Source organism: uncultured Pontibacter sp., assembly GCF_947495565.1.
Taxonomy (GTDB): domain Bacteria; phylum Bacteroidota; class Bacteroidia; order Cytophagales; family Hymenobacteraceae; genus Pontibacter.
Window position 1 is genome coordinate 210,996 of sequence record NZ_CANLZM010000002.1, and the last position, 17,455, is coordinate 228,450.

The 17,455-nt window shown below is 50.2% G+C and carries 14 protein-coding genes; 6 read left to right on the forward strand and 8 right to left on the reverse strand.

Going from position 1 to position 17,455, the window contains the following annotated elements:
* Together Q1B04_RS03190 and Q1B04_RS03195 are read right to left on the reverse strand one after the other, a co-directional pair.
* Positions 1–324, reverse strand: a complete 324-nt coding sequence (locus Q1B04_RS03190) for a multidrug efflux SMR transporter (protein ID WP_366524618.1) — start codon at positions 322–324, stop codon at positions 1–3.
* A gap of 78 nt (positions 325–402) precedes the next feature.
* Complete coding sequence (locus tag Q1B04_RS03195) at positions 403–1,275, reverse strand: GNAT family N-acetyltransferase (protein ID WP_299755465.1); 873 nt, start codon at positions 1,273–1,275, stop codon at positions 403–405.
* Positions 1,276–1,457: 182 nt separating this feature from the next.
* Here Q1B04_RS03195 and Q1B04_RS03200 point away from each other — a divergent pair, with 182 nt between their 5' ends.
* Both Q1B04_RS03200 and Q1B04_RS03205 read left to right on the forward strand, forming a co-directional pair.
* A complete protein-coding gene (locus Q1B04_RS03200) occupies positions 1,458–2,615 on the forward strand; it encodes a zinc-dependent alcohol dehydrogenase (RefSeq protein WP_299755467.1) in 1,158 nt (385 codons plus the stop codon).
* Positions 2,616–2,782: 167 nt separating this feature from the next.
* Complete coding sequence (locus Q1B04_RS03205; RefSeq protein ID WP_299755469.1) at positions 2,783–3,925, forward strand: glycosyltransferase; 1,143 nt, start codon at positions 2,783–2,785, stop codon at positions 3,923–3,925.
* Between the two features lie 9 nt (positions 3,926–3,934).
* Here Q1B04_RS03205 and Q1B04_RS03210 read toward each other — a convergent pair whose 3' ends face one another.
* Complete coding sequence (locus tag Q1B04_RS03210) at positions 3,935–5,365, reverse strand: lipopolysaccharide biosynthesis protein (RefSeq protein ID WP_299755472.1); 1,431 nt, start codon at positions 5,363–5,365, stop codon at positions 3,935–3,937.
* Positions 5,366–5,711: 346 nt separating this feature from the next.
* Between Q1B04_RS03210 and ricT the strand changes: the two genes are divergently transcribed.
* From ricT to Q1B04_RS03225, 3 genes are all read left to right on the forward strand, one after another.
* Entirely contained in the window at positions 5,712–7,160 is a 1,449-nt protein-coding gene (ricT, locus tag Q1B04_RS03215; RefSeq protein WP_299756190.1) for a regulatory iron-sulfur-containing complex subunit RicT, read from the forward strand.
* On the forward strand, positions 7,153–7,635 hold the full coding sequence (locus Q1B04_RS03220; protein ID WP_299755474.1) for a gliding motility lipoprotein GldH: 483 nt from the start codon (positions 7,153–7,155) through the stop codon (positions 7,633–7,635). The genes ricT and Q1B04_RS03220 overlap by 8 nt, the downstream gene beginning before the upstream one ends.
* A gap of 192 nt (positions 7,636–7,827) precedes the next feature.
* The gene (locus Q1B04_RS03225) at positions 7,828–8,904 is read left to right on the forward strand and encodes an endonuclease/exonuclease/phosphatase family protein (protein WP_299755476.1); all 1,077 of its coding nucleotides are present in this window, start codon (positions 7,828–7,830) and stop codon (positions 8,902–8,904) included.
* Between the two features lie 91 nt (positions 8,905–8,995).
* Here the strand turns inward: Q1B04_RS03225 and Q1B04_RS03230 are convergent, their stop codons facing one another.
* On the reverse strand, positions 8,996–9,187 hold the full coding sequence (locus Q1B04_RS03230; RefSeq protein WP_025609190.1) for a cold-shock protein: 192 nt from the start codon (positions 9,185–9,187) through the stop codon (positions 8,996–8,998).
* A gap of 474 nt (positions 9,188–9,661) precedes the next feature.
* On the reverse strand, positions 9,662–9,979 hold the full coding sequence (locus tag Q1B04_RS03235; RefSeq protein WP_299755480.1) for a hypothetical protein: 318 nt from the start codon (positions 9,977–9,979) through the stop codon (positions 9,662–9,664).
* 34 nt (positions 9,980–10,013) lie between these two features.
* Between Q1B04_RS03235 and Q1B04_RS03240 the strand changes: the two genes are divergently transcribed.
* On the forward strand, positions 10,014–11,438 hold the full coding sequence (locus tag Q1B04_RS03240) for a hypothetical protein (protein WP_299755482.1): 1,425 nt from the start codon (positions 10,014–10,016) through the stop codon (positions 11,436–11,438).
* 87 nt (positions 11,439–11,525) lie between these two features.
* On the opposite strand, the gene Q1B04_RS03245 is transcribed toward Q1B04_RS03240, so the two are convergent.
* The 3 genes from Q1B04_RS03245 to Q1B04_RS03255 all read right to left on the reverse strand — a co-directional run bounded on the left by Q1B04_RS03245 (position 11,526) and on the right by Q1B04_RS03255 (position 17,417).
* Positions 11,526–12,401, reverse strand: coding sequence for an SDR family oxidoreductase (locus Q1B04_RS03245; protein ID WP_299755484.1), 876 nt, complete (start codon positions 12,399–12,401; stop codon positions 11,526–11,528).
* Between the two features lie 100 nt (positions 12,402–12,501).
* Positions 12,502–13,344: a hypothetical protein gene (locus tag Q1B04_RS03250; protein ID WP_299755486.1), complete on the reverse strand. Its 843-nt coding sequence runs from the start codon at positions 13,342–13,344 to the stop codon at positions 12,502–12,504.
* A gap of 110 nt (positions 13,345–13,454) precedes the next feature.
* Positions 13,455–17,417 (reverse strand): AAA domain-containing protein, encoded by a 3,963-nt coding sequence (locus Q1B04_RS03255; protein ID WP_299755488.1) that lies wholly within the window; start codon positions 17,415–17,417, stop codon positions 13,455–13,457.
* Between the last annotated feature and the right edge of the window lie 38 nt (positions 17,418–17,455).

Here is a 17,455-nt window from a genome sequence, read left to right on the forward strand (position 1 = left end):
TTACTTTGCCCCAGAAAACACTTTAAGCCCTACCACACCTGCCACAATCAGCAGAATACAGAAAACACGGATAAGGTCGCGTGGCTCGTTCAGGAAAAGAATACCAAGTATGGCTGTGCCAGCAGCGCCAATACCCGTCCAGATAGCATAGGCAGTGCCCAGCGGCAGTGTTTTCATAGCCTGAGAGAGCAACACAAAACTCAGGATCATCACGATTACGGTTACTACGCTTACACCCAACTTTGTAAAGCCTTCGCTATACTTTAGACCGAAAGCCCAGCCAATCTCACAAATTCCCGCCAAAATCAGGTAAAACCAAGCCATGTTCATAGTAAGGTAGTTTGATGGTTTAAGCTGCAAATGTACGCATTAAACCTGCGGCAACACAGCTGCCTGTTTTCTTTACACGATGTTCATCAGCATTTCATACTGCTTCAGCATAAGCCTGAAATGTCGTCGCTCCAAAAACGCGATCATATCAGTAGCAGCATCATCTATGTTGATGAACATAAGCGATTTTGCCTCGATTTGGTTTACAGCTTCCCGTAGCAAAGCCGTGCCTATACCTCTACCGCGCCAAAGCTCATCAACAGCCAACTGCGCCACAGCACCATTCTTCTTCAAAAAGGAAATAAAGCCTACCACCTCATTATGTGCGTTACGGGCCTCCAAAATTTGCGCCTGTGCTTTGCTCCTTTTGATGGCGTGATTGTCGTTTTGCCAGGTAGGCTCCACATCCCGAAAGCAACAGTAGGTTTTCCAGTCAGGTCGAGTTGGATGGGCTATAGCTATATCTTCAGTTTCTCGGGTTAGCAGCAGCTCGTTTTTTGTTGCCCGAAAACAACTTAGGGAGCGGGCAATTTCAAAACCGATAGCTTTATAGGCTTTAAGAGCGGGCGTATTTTCCTGAATCACCTCCAGCAGGCACTGCTCCACACCGCTTTCGCGTAGCTTGGGCAGCAGAAAATCATACATTTGCTGCGTAAGGTTATAGCCTCTACACTTTGGGACCACACCTGTGCCGGCATTGTAAGCTGCAGGTTTGCCGTGCCATTCTCCCAGTCCGGTAAGTATAAACCCCACCATTTCCTTCCCCACAAACACGCCTACACTAAAACTGGCCTGAATTCCCTCCCGCTCTACCTTGTCTTTTAGCTGCTCCTCATTCAGCTGAACAGGCACTACATAATCGGCAAAGGCTGCCAGAAAGGTTTCGCGGAGCTGCGGCAGGTCTTTTTGCTGAAGAAAAGAGAAACGGAAATCAGGCATCACCATCAGTTATGAGTTTGGTAAACTTCTACGGCAAAATAAAGCTTTCTACTGTAGCAAAACCACAATTTTGCCAGCGCCGCAGCTTTTGGCTTATAACTACTTAAATGCTAAACCGTTAAACATTTATTAATTAAATTATTAGGCTTATTGTACTAAGCCATGTACCAAAACTAAAATCAGAAGCTATGAAAGCACTTGTTTTTCACAAAATCAATGATGTAAGCGTTGAAACTGTTGATGACCCTAAAATAGAAGATGCGCGTGACGCTATAATCCGGGTAACTTCTACTGCCATCTGTGGCTCCGATCTGCATATTCTGGATGGCTTTGTGCCTCAGATGAAGGATATGGTGCTGGGCCACGAGTTTATGGGCATAGTAGAAGAGGTTGGACCTGCCGTAAAAAACCTGAAGAAGGGAGATCGTGTAGTGGTGCCTTTCCCGATTGCCTGCGGCCAGTGCTTTTTCTGTAACCACCAGTGGCCGACACAGTGTGAAAACTCCAACTCTAATTACGGCCCTGACGGAGGCTTTCTGACAGAGAAAGGAGCTGCCCTGTTTGGTTACACAGATTTATACGGTGGCTATCAGGGCGGCCAGGCAGAGTACGTGCGCGTTCCTTTTGCCGATTACGGCCCACGTGTTGTGCCAGACAACCTGACAGATGAGCAAGTGCTTTTCCTGACCGATATTTTCCCGACAGGCTGGGCTGCTGCTGATTGGGGTAATATCAAAGGCGGTGAGTCTGTCGTGATTTTCGGGGCCGGCCCTGTTGGTATTATGGCAGCAAAATCAGCGTGGATCAGAGGAGCTTCCAGAGTAATAAACGTAGACCCGCAGCAGTACCGCCTCGATATGGCAAAAAAATCTGCCAACTCAGAAACCATACGCTGGGAAGACGAGGAGCAGGTGGTGCAGCTGGTGCGCGACATGACCGAAGGCCGCGGTGCGGATGTTTGCATTGATGCCGTGGGTATGGAGGCAGACCGCAGTATACTAGACAAGGCCAAGGCAGTCATTAACCTGGAAAAAGGCACTCCCAAAGTTTTGGAGACTTGCCTGCGGGCCGTTCGTCGGGGAGGTATTGTGAGTGTTGTAGGCGTTTACGGTTCCAACTATGACAACTTCCCAATCTTCAGGTGGTTCGATAAAGGTGTAACCCTAAAAGGCACACAGGCTCCTGTGCAAATATACATTGACCACCTGCTGCAGCTTGTGCAGGAGGGCAAAGTTGTGCTGGACGATATCATTACCCATACTTTGCCGTTAAGCCAGGCAGCTCATGGCTACGATATTTTCAAAAAGAAGGAAGATAACTGTGTGAAGGTGGTGCTGAAGCCGTAGATTGCATTTGAACTAGCAAAATAAAGAGACAACTGTAAAGCTGTCTCTTTATTTTTGTGCCTGTCGCTAAACGTAAATCAAACAAAGTCTGCTGAGGGCTAATCCCAATGAACATATTTGTCATACCATCATGGTACCCCTCTAAAGATCATCCTATTAGCGGTGTTATGCTTAAAGAGCAAACCGAAGCTTTTTGCCGCTATTACCCATCTGTAAATGTGGGTATAAGTGCATGGGGGCAGCAAGATGAGCAGTTTCTGTTGTGGTTAAAAGATCACCTGAAGAACATAAAAAAATATGTGAGAGCAAGCACCTCTCCTTACATAACGCCTCTTTTGCCCAATCTAAAAGTATACCACAGCCCTACCTTTACCTGGACAAAAAAGATATTGGGCGGCAACATGAAAGGACTAATTAAAGCTAATCTGCAAAATCTTCATTCTTTTGAGTCCGATTATGGAGCAGTTGATGCCATTCACGCACATGTTGGATTTCCGGCAGGTATGATTGCCATGGAAGTGGCCCGCATAACAAAAAAACCATACTGTATAACAGAACATATGGGACCGTTTCCTTATCCTCTAGTACAGAATAAAGACGGGATGCTATCAGCATCCCACAGGCAACCGTATTCAGAAGCTGTTGTTAATGTAGCCGTTAGCTCTTATCAGGCAGAACTTATGGAACGCCAGGGAATCAGGAACGTTGTAGTTATACCTAATTTTGTGGATGAAGATGTATTTGTCCCAAGCCCAATAAAAGCTACACCAAAAGAACCATTCACTTTTTTTGCCCTGTCCTATATTGCACCGAATAAAGGAACTGATCTGCTTTTGTATGCGGCCCAAAAACTGTTGGACGCAAAAATAGATGTTCTTTTAAGGATTGGAGGAGACGGTCCTTTTTTAAATACCTGTAAGCATATTGCCAGTACATTAGGTATCGAAGCTAACATAGTATGGCTAGGAGATGTCGGCCGGGAAGATGCTTTGCGTGAGTTTCAGTCTTGCGATGCTTTCGTACTGCCGAGTCAGTACGAATCTATGGGAATTGTTTTTGTGGAGGCTTTAGCGTGCGGCAAACCAATTATTGCCACCAAGTGCGGCGGACCTGAGTCAACAGTTACACCTTTCAATGGTATACTGGTTGACAAAAACAACATTGAGGAGCTTACTCAAGCCATGCAATCTCTTATAACCAACTATCAGAAGTATGACAGCCTTCAAATTAGACAAGACTTTTTAAACCGCTTCTCTACTCAGGCAGTGGCACCTCAACTGCTAAATTTATATAACGGGCTTATAAAGTAGCATCTCAAGCTATCTAGTTGCACCTCTCAGAGCAACCTTACCAAAGATCAGCATAGAAACAGCTCCTCCAACAACCACAATGGCTGTAAGAATCAGCTTGAGATACAGTGATAGGTCAACAGCAAAGTACATTCCTATCAAAGCCAGAGTTGTTAGGCAAAGCCAAACCATTGGGTAATATTGTAATGTTTGGCTGCTCCTGTACTCTTTCAGAAAGAATCCGCTGTAACCCATATACATCAAGGCTACAAAAGTTGTGTAAGCAGCCGCCTCTATTCCTAATAGCGGTACAAAAATCAAGTTAAGCAGCACATTTCCGGCACCTGCTATAATTGAGATTTTCCAAAGCTCTTTTGTTTTTTCGTAGTAGGTGAGCACACTGATAACTGCCAGATGCATTGGCCTATAGTTATACCCCATCAATATAATGATTGCTAAAGAGTAAGCGCCCTGCAGGCTTTCATTCTTAATGAGAAACAAGAAAATTTCTTTCATCCAAAGAGAAACCAGGCTTGTAACCAACAGAAACAAACCCTGCAACGAAAAAGTAGCACGCCGTAACTCTGCCTGAGCAGAACCAGAGTTTGGCTTTGCAAGAAGATCCATGTAAATAGGAGTTGCCGCCTGTACTACAGCGTGCGATGCCGCCGAAAAATATAACCCAAAGCTAGAGGCAATGTTATAGAAGCCAATTCGCTGCAAAGGTACCCGCAACACATCCATCACCAGCTTATCAGATGCATCTAAGAGAAAGGTAGAAAACTGGTAAGGAATGGTAGGGACACTAACTAGAAGAGATGATTTAATGCGGTAAGTTCTGAACTTAAAGATTGGCCAAAGTTGCTCCAGCCAATACACGGGATACAGGAACATCAGAAAACTCGCCAACGCCCCTACAAAGCCAGAGTAAAACCACCCCATGTACCCCAGGTGCAGATAAGCTATGAAATAAATATTTAAGCCGAGAGTTAAGGCCCCCACCAACAGCGACTGTGCAGCTACCGGTAAAGGCCGCTGCTGCATCTGGTAGGAGAAAACACCAAAGAATACAGTATGATTAAACAAAAAAGCCGGCACTACCTGCAAAAGTATAATTTCCCACCGATACACTGTGGCCTCTTCTGGAATGCCAAAATAAAGCATAAGAGATAGCGCTGCATTATACACTACTGACCAAAGTATAAAAAACCCATGCACCTGCCGCCACACCCATTTGTACTTGGTCGGGTGTTTAACATAGGCGTTTACCATCACCACGCTTAGCCCCAAAGACTGCACAATGCTGAGCGCCGTAACGTAGGCTGTTACCACTCCGGCTACGCCATAATCGGTGGTAGTGAGGTAGGGCGTAATGATGGGCAGGGCCAGCACACCGGCTACGCGCGGTAATTGCGCAGCCAGGCCATAGATTGCCGCATGAGACAGTAACTTCCGAAGCATCCCTTAAAATTATACTTTATTTCCCAGCCTGTAGCAATGCTGTCCTTTTTTCGTAAATAGCCATTTGCTTGGGGCTGGCGGCACCAAAGCCGGCAATGCATTGTTGCCATACTTGTACTTTTGGGAGCCGCAAAAGCAAAAGCCTAAAAATTTAGTATATTTGTTAATTAACTGATTTCGAAAACAAGAATTAGCCTAGCTATATAAAGGAGATAAAATTGTGGGATGTAGTTCATGTTCTAGTGGCGGATGCAGCACTGACACCAAACCAGGTGGCTGCAAAAGCAACGGCGGATGCAGCACGGGAGGCTGTAACCGCTTAAACGTGTTCGACTGGCTCAGCGATATGGAGATACCAACGTCGTTTGAGGAGTTTGACATTATAGAAGTAAGATTTAAAGGAGGCCGCAAGGACTTTTACCGAAATATAAACCGGCTGGACCTGACAACCGGCGATGCAGTGGTAGTGGATGTGCCAAATGGCCATCATATCGGCTTCGTGTCGTTAAAAGGGGAGCTTGTGCGCCTGCAGATGCTCAAGAAGAAAGTGGATAACAACGAAGAGATCCGCAGCATCTACCGCATCGCCAACGAGCGCGACATGGAGAAGTTTAACGAAGCCCGCGACCAGGAAGGAACCACCATGTATCGCAGCCGCGAGATCATACACATGCTGGGGCTTAAGATGAAGCTATCGGATGTGGAGTACCAGGCCGACAGAAGCAAGGCCACCTTCTTCTACTCTGCCGACGACCGAGTGGATTTCCGTGACCTGATAAAGAAACTGGCCGAGGAGTTTAAAATACGCGTGGAGATGCGCCAGATAAGCCTGCGCCATGAGGCTGGCCGTTTGGGCGGCATTGGGTCGTGCGGCCGTGAGTTGTGCTGCTCCACCTGGCTAACTGACTTCAAGAGCGTATCTACAACGGCGGCTCGTTACCAGAACCTCTCGCTTAACCCAAGCAAGCTGAGCGGACAGTGCGGACGCCTGAAGTGCTGCCTCAATTATGAGCTAGAAACGTACATGGATGCCCTTAAGGATATCCCGACGGTTAACCGGCCTTTGCAGACGCAGCAGGGAGATGCCATACTTCAGAAAACCGACATCTTTAAACGCATGATGTGGTTTGGCTACAAAGGCGACAACAACTGGTACCCGGTACCGGTAGAGCGTGTGCAGGAGATACTGGAGCAGAACGCCAAAGGCATTGCTGTAGAGGCACTTCTTACAGAGCCTGTGGAAGAGCCGAAACAGAACGAGTTTGTAGCGCAGGTAGAAGGCAACCTGGAGCGCCTGGATGACAAGTTCAGGAACAAGAAAAAGAAGAAAAAGAAGAAAAAGAAACCAACTGGAGCAGAGCAGCCGCAGCAGTCAGAAAAAACGGCTGAGGCACCTCAACCTAGAAGAGAAAAGCAGGAGCGCCAGGCACAACCGCAAGACAACGCTGAACAACAGGAGCAGCAGCAGCGGCCACGTCGCCAACGGCCACCTCGCAATAAAAACAAAAACAGGGAAGGCCAGGAAGGTGCTGAGCCACGTGAGCAGCGTGAGGCAAGAGATCAGCGTGAACCGAGAGAGCAGCGTGAGCCTAAGGAGCGTCGTGAGCCACGGGAGCGTCGCGAAAAACGTGAGCCATCAGGTCCGCGACCAGAGGCGCAGGATTCCGGTAACGCTTCAGAAAAAGGGTCGCAGCCACAGAGCAGCAGCAACCAGCGCCCCAAAAGCCGCTCACGCAAACCGTTTAGAGGCAGGAAACCAGACCAAGGCAATAAACCACCACGCACTGATGCATAATTTTGTAAGGATGTGGGCAGCGGCACTCGTGCTGCTGCTCTCCGCCTGCGACCCTGCAAGGGTATATGAGCAGAACATTGACATGCCTGAAGGAAACTGGTACGTAGACAATGCACCTGTTTTCGAATTCGACATTAAGGATACCACCCAGGTGTACGATGTATACTTTAACGTGCGGTATAACCTAAAGTATGACTACTACAACCTGTATCTGCGCCACCAGCTTCTGGGGCCGGATAGTACGCAAGTGTCCTCCAAGCTTCTTGAAATACTGCTAATGGATTCAAAAACAGGCAAGCCGCTGGGCGACGGCTCCAGCGACACGTATGACCTGCAGGCTCTGGCGATTGACAATATTAAATTTAGCAGACCAGGTACGTATAAGCTCAAGCTAACCCAATACATGCGCCGCGACCCTCTACTGAACATACAAGCAGTTGGAGTGCGCGTAGCCACAAACACAACTGATAAATAGCCTCACCCAAAGCTTTTAAAAGTATAAAACCGCCCCGGCAGCCTTTAAGGAGAAGCCGGGGCGGTTTTTAATTTACATATCTTAAGTATAAGTTAATCTGGTTAAGCAGAAACACGTAAAAATTAGTGTAAGCAACTATTCTATGACAGCAATAGTATGCAAAATAATTCGATTTAAAAGCACCCTCGTTACATGCAAACTGCACTCATTATACTTGGTTTTACATTTACCCTATTTTCGTTTCTGCCTCTAATTACCACTCCGCTTTGGTGGATTCGCATCATGGATTTTCCTAGGCTGCACGTAGCTGTTCTGCTAACCGTTGTGCTGGTAGTCTACATAAGCATGTATGGGGCACAAGGGCCTGCCGATGCTGCCATGCTTCTAGTTTGGCTAGCGGCCATACTTAATGAGCTGCGTTATATCATCAATTTTACCCCGCTTAAGAAGGTAGAGGCGAAGCGCACTGAACAGGCAAACCCGAAGAACGCTTTTACTCTGATGATCTCAAACGTGCGGATGGTAAACAAGAAGTATGATAAGTTTCTGCAGAGAGTAAAAGAAGCCAACCCAGATATGATCATCATGAATGAGCCGGGCCACGAGTGGCACGACCATGTTTGCAAAGAGCTTGACGAGAAGTACCCTTATTCCATAAAAAAACCGCTAGACAACACGTACGGCATGCTGTTCTGGAGCAAAAATAAGCTGCACGAAAACGAGATCAGGTATTTGGTGGAAGACGGCATCCCATCTTTTTACATGGTGATAGAGTTGCGTAGCGGAGATAAATTCTGCCTGTTTACCGTGCATCCGCAGCCACCCCGCCTGATGCTAAACACAGAAACCCGCGAGGCCGAACTACTGCTAGTGGCAAAACAAGCTAAAAAGGCTCCTTACCCTGCTGTAGTGGCCGGCGACCTAAACGACGTGGCTTGGTCTAAAACGACAAAGCTATTTAAGGAAATCAGCGGCTTGATTGACCCGCGTGTAGGCCGGGGATTTTATAACACCTATAACGCCTTTGTACCTGTGTTTCGGTACCCCCTGGACCATGTGTTCTACGACCCTGCCTTTAGATTGGTAAGCCTTCGCCGCCTCAAGAAGTTTGGCTCAGACCACTTCCCGATGCTAATTACTCTAAACTATGAGCCGCAACGTGAACAGGAGCAGGAGCACCCGCTCGCTGACCAGGAAGACAAACAGGAAGCGAAAGAGCTGATACAGGAGGGGCTGGAAAAAGGCGAAGAACGTAACCAAGAGAAGTAGAACGGAAATAGCCTATAAATAAAAAACCCGCCCAGGTTACTGAGCGGGTAAAAGACTTTACAATGCCTATCGGCTATTGATAGCGCTTAACTTAGATTCTCTCTACGTTGATAGCGTTCAAACCTTTTTTGCCATCCTTAACCTCGAAAGAAACACGGTCGTTCTCGCGGATTTCGTGGATCAAGCCTGACTGATGCACGAAGATGTCTTGATTAGTGTCATCCTCTACGATGAAACCGAAACCTTTTGATACGTTAAAGAATTTTACTTTACCTGTCTTCATTGTAATGATAATTAATAATTATGAGCAAAGGTAAGTATAACTTCCGGATAAGCAGCAAATATCACTACAAATAAATAACAAAAACATCATCAAGCACTTACCTGCTGCCTTGGCCAAATAACCTGCTCCTAAATGTTGTATTGGGCATATACTTTAAGCAAGGAAACACTGCGCCCGCCAACTTTCGGCTTACACTGTAAGGCCATATTTACTGCGATAGAACTGAGATGCAACACTGCGATATAGCAATAACCATGTGTCGTGGGGTTCGTATAGCTAAAACGTTCTGTTACACTTAAAAAGCCCTACTATCACGGAATGTTTTAGTGCAACAGCAACATAAATCCTTTGCCGGAATCATGCTCCCGCGGCATTGGGTTATAGCAAAAAGGGAAATAGCAAACTTAATAAACGTCAATAATAAACTAAGGAGATCAGAACTATGAAAGAGACTGAGAAAAATCAGAACACGGATCAAAATTCCAACCTATCGTCGGGTAGCTCATCTAGCAGCACCAACCCGTCGTCATCGTCATCTACATCAGGTAACATATCAAATAGCTCAAGCGGTAGCAGCAGCACTAGTGGCAGCTCCAGCTCATCACCAAGCAGCTCCAGTTTATCGCCAAAGAGCAGCACATCAGGCAGCAAGACCTCTGGCTCAACTTCCAAGTCTTCTAGCTCAAAAGCCAAGTCTGGCTCAACATCTAAGAAAGATGGAAAATCAACCAGCAGCACCTCTGCAAAATCTGGCAGTGGCAGCTCTGATAGCTCATCCAGCTCAGACCGCAATCAAAACCTTTCAGAATACGGCAACTATGGCTCCATGACGAGCGGCTCATCGCAAAGCTTCCAGGGGTCAGACCAAAACAGCCAGAACCAAGGCTACGGTAACCAAAACCAAGGATATGGTAGTCAGGGAGGCTATGGTTATCAAAGCGATTATGGTTCTCAGAGCAACTACGGTGGCCAAGGATCACAGGGCGGCTACGGTTCTTCCCAAGGGCAAAGATCACAGAGCGGCAGCTCTCAGTCTAACCAGTACGGATCGCAAGGAGGCTACAACTATGGCAACCAAGGCGGCATGGAAGGCAACCGTATGCGCTCTCAAGACCAAGACTCTAACGACATGTACGGCAGCCGCGGCGGCATGCAGGGCGGCTACCAGGATCGCGAAGGCGACATGCAGGGTGGCTATGGCGTAATGAACGACCAGGGCGGCATGGGGCGCTATAACCAACAGAGCGGCCAGGGCGGTTACGGTAGCCAGGGGAGTTATGGCTCACAGGGCAACTACGGATCGGCCTCGCAGGAGTATGGCATGCAGGGCGGCTACGGCAGCCAGGGCATGGGCGGCGGTAGCTACGGCTCATCATCGCAAGGTATGAGCGGCGGGTACGGCCAAGGCAGCAGCCAAGGCGGTTATCAGCAAAACTATGGCCAGGGTGATTATGGCCAGCGTGGCGGACAGCAGGGCGGCTACGGATCTCAGAGCGGCCAGCGTGGCGGACAGCAGGGCTATGGTTCCAGCATGAGCGGATCAGGGTCTGGCAGAAGCAGCCAGGGTGGCTACGGCGACAGAGACCGCCACGGATCCATGGGCTATGGCTCCAGCAGAGGCATGAGCGAGTATGACAGAGATGACCGTGGCTCACAGCGCGGCTGGGATTCTCAAAGTTCTATGCAGGGCGGCTACGGCAGCCAGGGTGGCTATGGATCTAAAGGAGGCTCTTATAATGATGAGTATCGCTCTGGCAGATATGGCTCACAAGGTAGCGATTATGGCCAAGATTACAGCAGAGGCTCCAACTATGGCTCTTCCGGCCGATCATCTTCTGATAGAGACAGAGGCGGCTACGGAGACAGCAACTACAGCAGCGGCATGAGCGGCGGTTACGGCTATGGCTCAGGTAGCAGCAGCCAAGGTGGTTACGGCTCCGGAAGCTCTAACCGCAGCCAAGGTGGCTACGGCTCAAGCAGCTCTAACCAAGGTGACTACTCTAACCGTTACGGGCAGAGCGGCTACGGATCTGGCGGCCAAAACCAGGGCGGTTATGGCGGCGACCAAAGCCGATACGGCTCTATGGACAGCAGCACATCCTACTACAGCGACAACCGCGGCTCCAGCTCACGCGAGAACTACCGTGGCTACAGCGACAGAGATTCCAACAGAGATAGAGATTCTAACAGAGACAGAGAGCAAGGCGGTTACCAAACACGCCGCAGCGATCGTTACCGTGACTTAGACTAGTCATTATATCATTAAGTATAAAAAAACCTCCTGATAAAGTCAGGAGGTTTTTTTATACTTTAATTCTGGGTTGCAGCTAAAGCTGCTTTATATAAAACAGTCTTTGTGGTCCTGCAAAAACTGCTGCATGGTATGAGGCTTGCGCCCGGTAACCTGTGCTACAGTATCTGTTGTTTTCTCAGAATGCCCTGCTTTTTGCACACTATACAGCTCAAGCAGTGCATCAGCCATCCATTCTGGCGTTTCCTGTTCGGTCATGGCTTTTTTAGCGTCACTCTCTGGCACATCCACAAACTCCACCTGCTTACCCGTTACCTCACTTAGCAGCTGCGCCACTTCATAGTTCGAGAGCGCCTCCGGGCCTGTAATGTCATAAATTTTACCTTCGTGCCCTTCGCTGGTCAGTGCCTCCACTCCTACTGCGGCAATATCCCGGGTGTCTACGTAGCTTACTTTACCCTCGCCTATAGGCTGATAGAACTTACCTTCGCTTTTTATACTTGCCGCATTGTAGTTGATGTAGTTCTGCATAAAAGAGGCTGGGCGCAGAAAAGTATAGCTGATGCCGCTTTGCTCGATGTACTTTTCAATTTCGCGGTGCCAGCGGCCTAGTTGTATGCCCGGTTCTGCATGAGCGCCTAAAGCCGAGAGTTTCACAATGTGCTTTACACCAGCTTTTTTCGCTTCGTCTACTAGGGTTTTAGCCATCTCTATCTGATCATCTGCAAAAGGTGTGATCAGGAAAACCTTATCTGCGTGCGTAAAGGCTGCGTGCAGCGACTCAGGATCTTCAAAGTCCATTTCTACAATCTCCACTCCCGGCAGGCGCTTCAGGTTCTCGCCTTTAATAATGGAGTGCACCCCGGCCCGTACCCGTATATCGCCATCCAGCATCGACAGTTGCTTCACTACCTCCCGGCCCACATTTCCTGTGGCTCCTGTTACTAATATCGTTGTATGCATAGTTTTGTCTTCGTTGAGTTCATACTACTTCTTACGGCGATTTTAATATAGTAGATTGCTATTTGGTTTTGGTTGAGGCGGCCAAGCCATGCTTTAAGTTCTACCGCTTTAGCGCTAACCTGAATATTTTACCATTCTCATTGGTGATAAGCAGCTGATTATCCGAGGTATAAAGTATGGCTTCGGCTTGGCCGGTTTTGCCTGCTTTCAGGCAGTAGTGTTTGCCGCTCAGGTTAACTTTCCCGTGCTGCACCTCAAACAAGTATACTTTACCATAGCCAAGTACGGCAAACTGCTTTTGGTCCGGTGAGAGAGCGGCGGCGGTGGCCATGGTGCTGATTGGCAAGCTCTGCTGCAACCGCGCCACATGCGTACCGGGTTGCGCCGGCAAAGTATATAGCTTCAGCTGCATGTTCTTGCCGCGGCTCTTGGTGAACAGGTACAGCGAATCCTGAGAATAGAAAAATGCCTCCAGGTCAAAATACTGCTTGTCCTTGCCTGGCGGAAACTCCTTCTGATCCTCGAAAGAGAAGTATAACGTACCGCCTAAAGTATAATTTTGCTTGTTGAGGATGTGGATCTGCAGGTTTTGGCGGTTATTAAGGTTATTGCCAAAGTCGCCGATAAACAGCTGTTCATCGCTCTCGGCCAGATCTTCCCAATCTTGGTTCTGCAGTTCCAGCGGCACTGTCTGCAGCAGGTCGCCATTCAGGTTAAAGCGATAGAGGGCTGCGGGCGTGCCGCCGTCGCCGTGGGTCCAGAAGGTGCTTTGTTGGGCGTGGGCAAGCCCGGAACTTTCCTGCACCTGCTCATCAAGCCGTGCTATCTTTTCCAGTTTATACTTAAAATCAGGTTTCTCAAAGCCACCGTTGCGCTTATCGGGCCCGCATCCGCAGAAAAGGGTTTGGAGGTAAACGTAGACCGTAAATATTTTGTAGAGCACTGGTTTAAGTTAGAGAGTTTGGGAGTTTAAGAGTTAGAGATTTTGTACGGATTTGATAAGCCGGAAGTATACATGCAGACGCTACACCTGCTTTCAACTCCTCTACTGCACTAACTCTTCAGCTTTCTAACTTTTGAAGTCCCTTTAAGTCCTTCCAACACTTTTTCGGGCTTCTCCCAGAACTGGCGGCTGTACACGCGTTTGTACGGCCAGTGGCGCTGCTGTAGTAGCCGTGGAATATCAGCGTGCGTGTGCCGAACAGAGAGGGCGCTGTAGTACAGATCATCGTCTGTCAGCACCACACCCTGGTAGGCGGCATTCTTCATGTAAGTCAGGTCCGCGAAAGGTACTTCCTGTTTAAGGTACGGCACCTGCTGCGCCAGCACCTCTTTCAGCAGCGGCACCTGGGCAGGCATACACTCCTGCTTCGGCTCGTACTCAAAATAGCGGCGGCTCACCTGCTGGGCGTAGTGCAGGTAATCTTTCAGAAGCTTCGGCCCTGCATGCACGGTGTGCTCTACCTGCAGCTGCTCGGCACGTATGCTGCTTACCACCACCACCTGCTGCCTGGCGCGGGTAACGGCCACGTTCAGGCGGTTTTCGCCGCCACTCTGGTTCAGGCTGCCAAACTGCATAGCCATCCGGCCCTTCTCATCCGGCGCGTAGCCAACCGAAAGTATGATCACCTCCTTTTCATCGCCCTGAATATTCTCGATGTTCTTCACCAGCACGGTGGCAGGTATGGTAATGTTTTGTTGCTGCGCCGCCTCCTCCAGCAGGTCCTGCACCAGCATCTGTTGGGTATAGTTGAAGGTGATGACGCCTAGCTCCTCCTGCCCCGCCTGCAGGTACTGCAGCACCAGCTCCACCACCCGCTGCGCCTCGGCCAGGTTCTGGTTATCCTGCCAAAGCCCGTGTACTTTCACGAAGGTGATGGCTGGCTGACGCGCGTTGGCATCCAGCAGCTCCGGTATCAGCTCCAGCTTATTTTTGTAGAAGTAGCGGTTTGAGAATTCTATCAGTTCGGGGTAGCGGCTGCGGTAGTGCTGCATAAGCATAGTTTGCGGCAAGTATAAACCGCAAAGCTCCAGCAACGATTCCGCCGACAGCTCCTCCACTTCATTCTCTCCCGCTGCACCGCTCCAGCGGGCACGGTAAATGTCAGATGGCTTTAGCTGCTGCGCATCGCCGGCTACTACTACTTGTTTGCCGCGCAGCATCGCCGGTATTCCTGTTTCGGCGTAACATTGCGAGGCTTCGTCAAAAATCACCAGATCAAAGCAACGCTCCAGCGGCAGCACCGCCGATACCGTTTCCGGTGAGGCCAGCCAGCAGGGCACCAGATCCAGCACCTCTTCTGAGAACATACTGAACAGCTTGCGGAGCGGGTACAGGCTGCGCTTCTTACTTACCTGCGCGTGCAGGCGGCGATACGTGACAGGGTTGCCCAGGCGGTTTACCTCCATATCTTTGTACGCTTGCTCCCGCAGCCGCGACAGCACAATCTCCTGGCTCAGCTCCTGCTTTTGCTGCAGCAACTGCTGCAGCTCCCCCTCCAGCCGCTCCAACTCGCCGTTACTAGGCATGCGCAGCTCCGGAAACTGCCCTTCCAGCTCGTGCAGCCAGGCCAGGTACAGGCTGTTTAGCAGGAGCGCCTCACCTTCCGCTGCCGTTGCTATTCCCTGCTCCTGCAGCAGTTCCGCTACTTTACGCTCGGGCCCGGTAAAGGAAGTTAGCAGCGCATCGAAAGCCACCAGATGCTCAAACACCTCCGGTAGCTCCTCCAGCAGCGCCACTTTATACTTCTCCTCCTGCGTAAGCCGGATTACCTGTGCCTCTGTGAGCCACTTCAGCCAGCCTGTATGCTTCTTCCCTGCTTTATTTATACTTTGGGCAAGCGCCTGCAGGTGCTCCGGCAACTGCACAATGCCTAACAGCTTGTCGTGCAGCACCTGCTCTTTGTGCAGCTGGCGCAGCAGCTTTTGCGCTTGTATGGCTTCTTCTACCGCTTTCAGCCTTTGCAGCACTTCGCTTGAGTTTTGCGTTATCTTCAGGCCTGATTTTATACTTTGGTTGATGCCCTGCATGAGTTCCACCGCCTGCTGGCGCAGCTCCAGCCGCCGCTGCAGTTCGCCCATGCCCGCCTCATCCAGCTCTAACTTATACTTGCCTAAAGCTTTCTTCAGTAGTCGCTTTTCGGGGGCGAAGTACCAGGCAATGCGCCCGAACAGTTGCTGTTGCTGCTCCTCATACTTGGCCACGGCCGCCTTTACCGAAACCAGATCCTCGGTGGCAATGGCTGCATCCGGCGCCGGACACACCAGGTAGAGCGCCTTCAGCCGGAGCACCTCCTTTTGCAGCTCGCCTGGCTCCGCCTGCCGCTGCAGCAAAGGTTGCAGCGCCTGCAGTACGTCCTCTTGCCCCAGTAGCTCCTGCAACCGTACTATTTTATCTAGGGCTGAAGTATACTTTGGCAGCTCATCCAGCACAAAAGTATAGCCGCTCAGGTCGCTGATGCGTTGTTGCAGATCTGCGTACTCCTCCGGCAAAGCCTTAATTACCTGTTCCAGCTCCTGCCGCTCCTGAAAAGTATAGCTTTGCATGCTGCGGCGCTCCTTCCACGCAAAGTCTTCTTTTTGCCACGGAATAGCCTTTACCAGGTACTGCCGAAGGCGCGGCAGAAACTCTGCTACGGTTTCAGCAGTCAGGTTTTTGAAGTATGGGCTGAGCAGAATGTGCGGCTGCTGCAGACTGCTGCGTAAATACAGCTCTTTCGGCGACCAGCCACAGCGGCTCATGTCGAAGAGGGCGGTTTTAAAGTTCTGCAGCTTCTCCAGGTTTTTATTGATGCCGCGGCTTACCTCCAGAAACGTACGGTCGGTGTAAATACTGTTGAGCGCCAGGTTCTGCTTTTTGTATTCGTCCAGCTGCTCTATCTGCTCGCGCAGTTGGTTGAAGATGGCTTTTCGGTCGGCGTTGATGTCGTGCACTAGGGCGGCAAAACCTCCCAATCCTTGCTGCGACAGCCGCTTGTGCACTACATCCAAAGCGGCGCGTTTCTGGCTCACCACCAGCACCTTCTTGCCCCTGGCCGTAAAATCCGACACCAGGTTGCAGATTAGCTGCGATTTGCCTGTGCCCGGCGGCCCCTGCACCACCACCGACTGCCCCTGCTTTACCGCCTGCAGCGCCGCCTCCTGCGAGGCATCCATGGCAAAAGCGGTAAAAGTATGCTGCGCCTGCGTGCTCAGGTTTATACTTGCCTCGGGTATCCCGAACAGTTGCTCCATCTCCTGCAGCTCCTCCTGCTCCAGCAGCGCGTCGTAATCCGATAGCAAGTGGGAAGCAGCCTGCGGGAAAATGCCCAGCACCGCCTCCTGCTCCAGCTGCAGCTGCCCTGGCTTCAGTTCGGCCTCATAGTCGGCTTTTTTATACTCTGTAAAGGCTTTAAGTTTATTTGTGAAGAACTCACGCCCGGCATTTATACTTAGCTGCTGCTCTTTAAGCAGTTCGTATACTTTGGTGCGGAACTCCAGCGGGTGCTGCGGCAGTGTGCTCAGGTCCAGCTCCAGCAGTTCCTCGGCCAGCGGTGTGCCCATGTAGTGCGCGTAAGCCAGCAGAAAGCTCTGGTTAAACTGCGGTGGCTGCGCCTCGTCGGGCTCCAGCTCCCACTCCTGCGCCGCATTTACCTGCAGCCTCACCGGGAAGAACAGCAGTGGGCTCCGTACAGCCGTACCATCCGAGAACCTGCCGTGCACGAAAGGCCAGCCCAGGTATAGTTCCTTGCTGCCGCGCTCCTCAAAGATCATCTCGGCCTTGCGCTTTATAAACCGCAGCCGGCGACTCACAGCAGCAACGGGTGCGTGGCGGCTATCGGCATAAGGGCTCAAGGTGATCTTTTTCTTGCCGCTCAGCAGCTTCTCCAGCACCTCGAAGGCAGGCTTACCATTCACAAAATCCAGCGACTCCACATCCAGGTGCAGCTCCCGGTACAGGCGCAGCAATACCAGGGCCCTGTTGCCGGAGCCGAGGTTCAGGAGTCTTCGTCTATAGTTTTTGAGGATGTCTTTCATGATGTACTGCCCCGTTAACGAAAGAAGTGGCTGGAAAG

Bases quoted from the DNA above. Each gene is read 5' to 3' on its own strand.
- Q1B04_RS03190 (WP_366524618.1), bottom strand. From the start codon at position 324: ATGGCTTGGTTTTACCTGATTTTGGCGGGAATTTGTGAGATTGGCTGG.
- Q1B04_RS03195 (WP_299755465.1), bottom strand. From the start codon at position 1,275: ATGGTGATGCCTGATTTCCGTTTCTCTTTTCTTCAGCAAAAAGACCTG.
- Q1B04_RS03200 (WP_299755467.1), top strand. From the start codon at position 1,458: ATGAAAGCACTTGTTTTTCACAAAATCAATGATGTAAGCGTTGAAACT.
- Q1B04_RS03205 (WP_299755469.1), top strand. From the start codon at position 2,783: ATGCTTAAAGAGCAAACCGAAGCTTTTTGCCGCTATTACCCATCTGTA.
- Q1B04_RS03210 (WP_299755472.1), bottom strand. From the start codon at position 5,365: ATGCTTCGGAAGTTACTGTCTCATGCGGCAATCTATGGCCTGGCTGCG.
- ricT (WP_299756190.1), top strand. From the start codon at position 5,712: ATGGAGATACCAACGTCGTTTGAGGAGTTTGACATTATAGAAGTAAGA.
- Q1B04_RS03220 (WP_299755474.1), top strand. From the start codon at position 7,153: ATGCATAATTTTGTAAGGATGTGGGCAGCGGCACTCGTGCTGCTGCTC.
- Q1B04_RS03225 (WP_299755476.1), top strand. From the start codon at position 7,828: ATGCAAACTGCACTCATTATACTTGGTTTTACATTTACCCTATTTTCG.
- Q1B04_RS03230 (WP_025609190.1), bottom strand. From the start codon at position 9,187: ATGAAGACAGGTAAAGTAAAATTCTTTAACGTATCAAAAGGTTTCGGT.
- Q1B04_RS03240 (WP_299755482.1), top strand. From the start codon at position 10,014: ATGACGAGCGGCTCATCGCAAAGCTTCCAGGGGTCAGACCAAAACAGC.
- Q1B04_RS03245 (WP_299755484.1), bottom strand. From the start codon at position 12,401: ATGCATACAACGATATTAGTAACAGGAGCCACAGGAAATGTGGGCCGG.
- Q1B04_RS03255 (WP_299755488.1), bottom strand. From the start codon at position 17,417: ATGAAAGACATCCTCAAAAACTATAGACGAAGACTCCTGAACCTCGGC.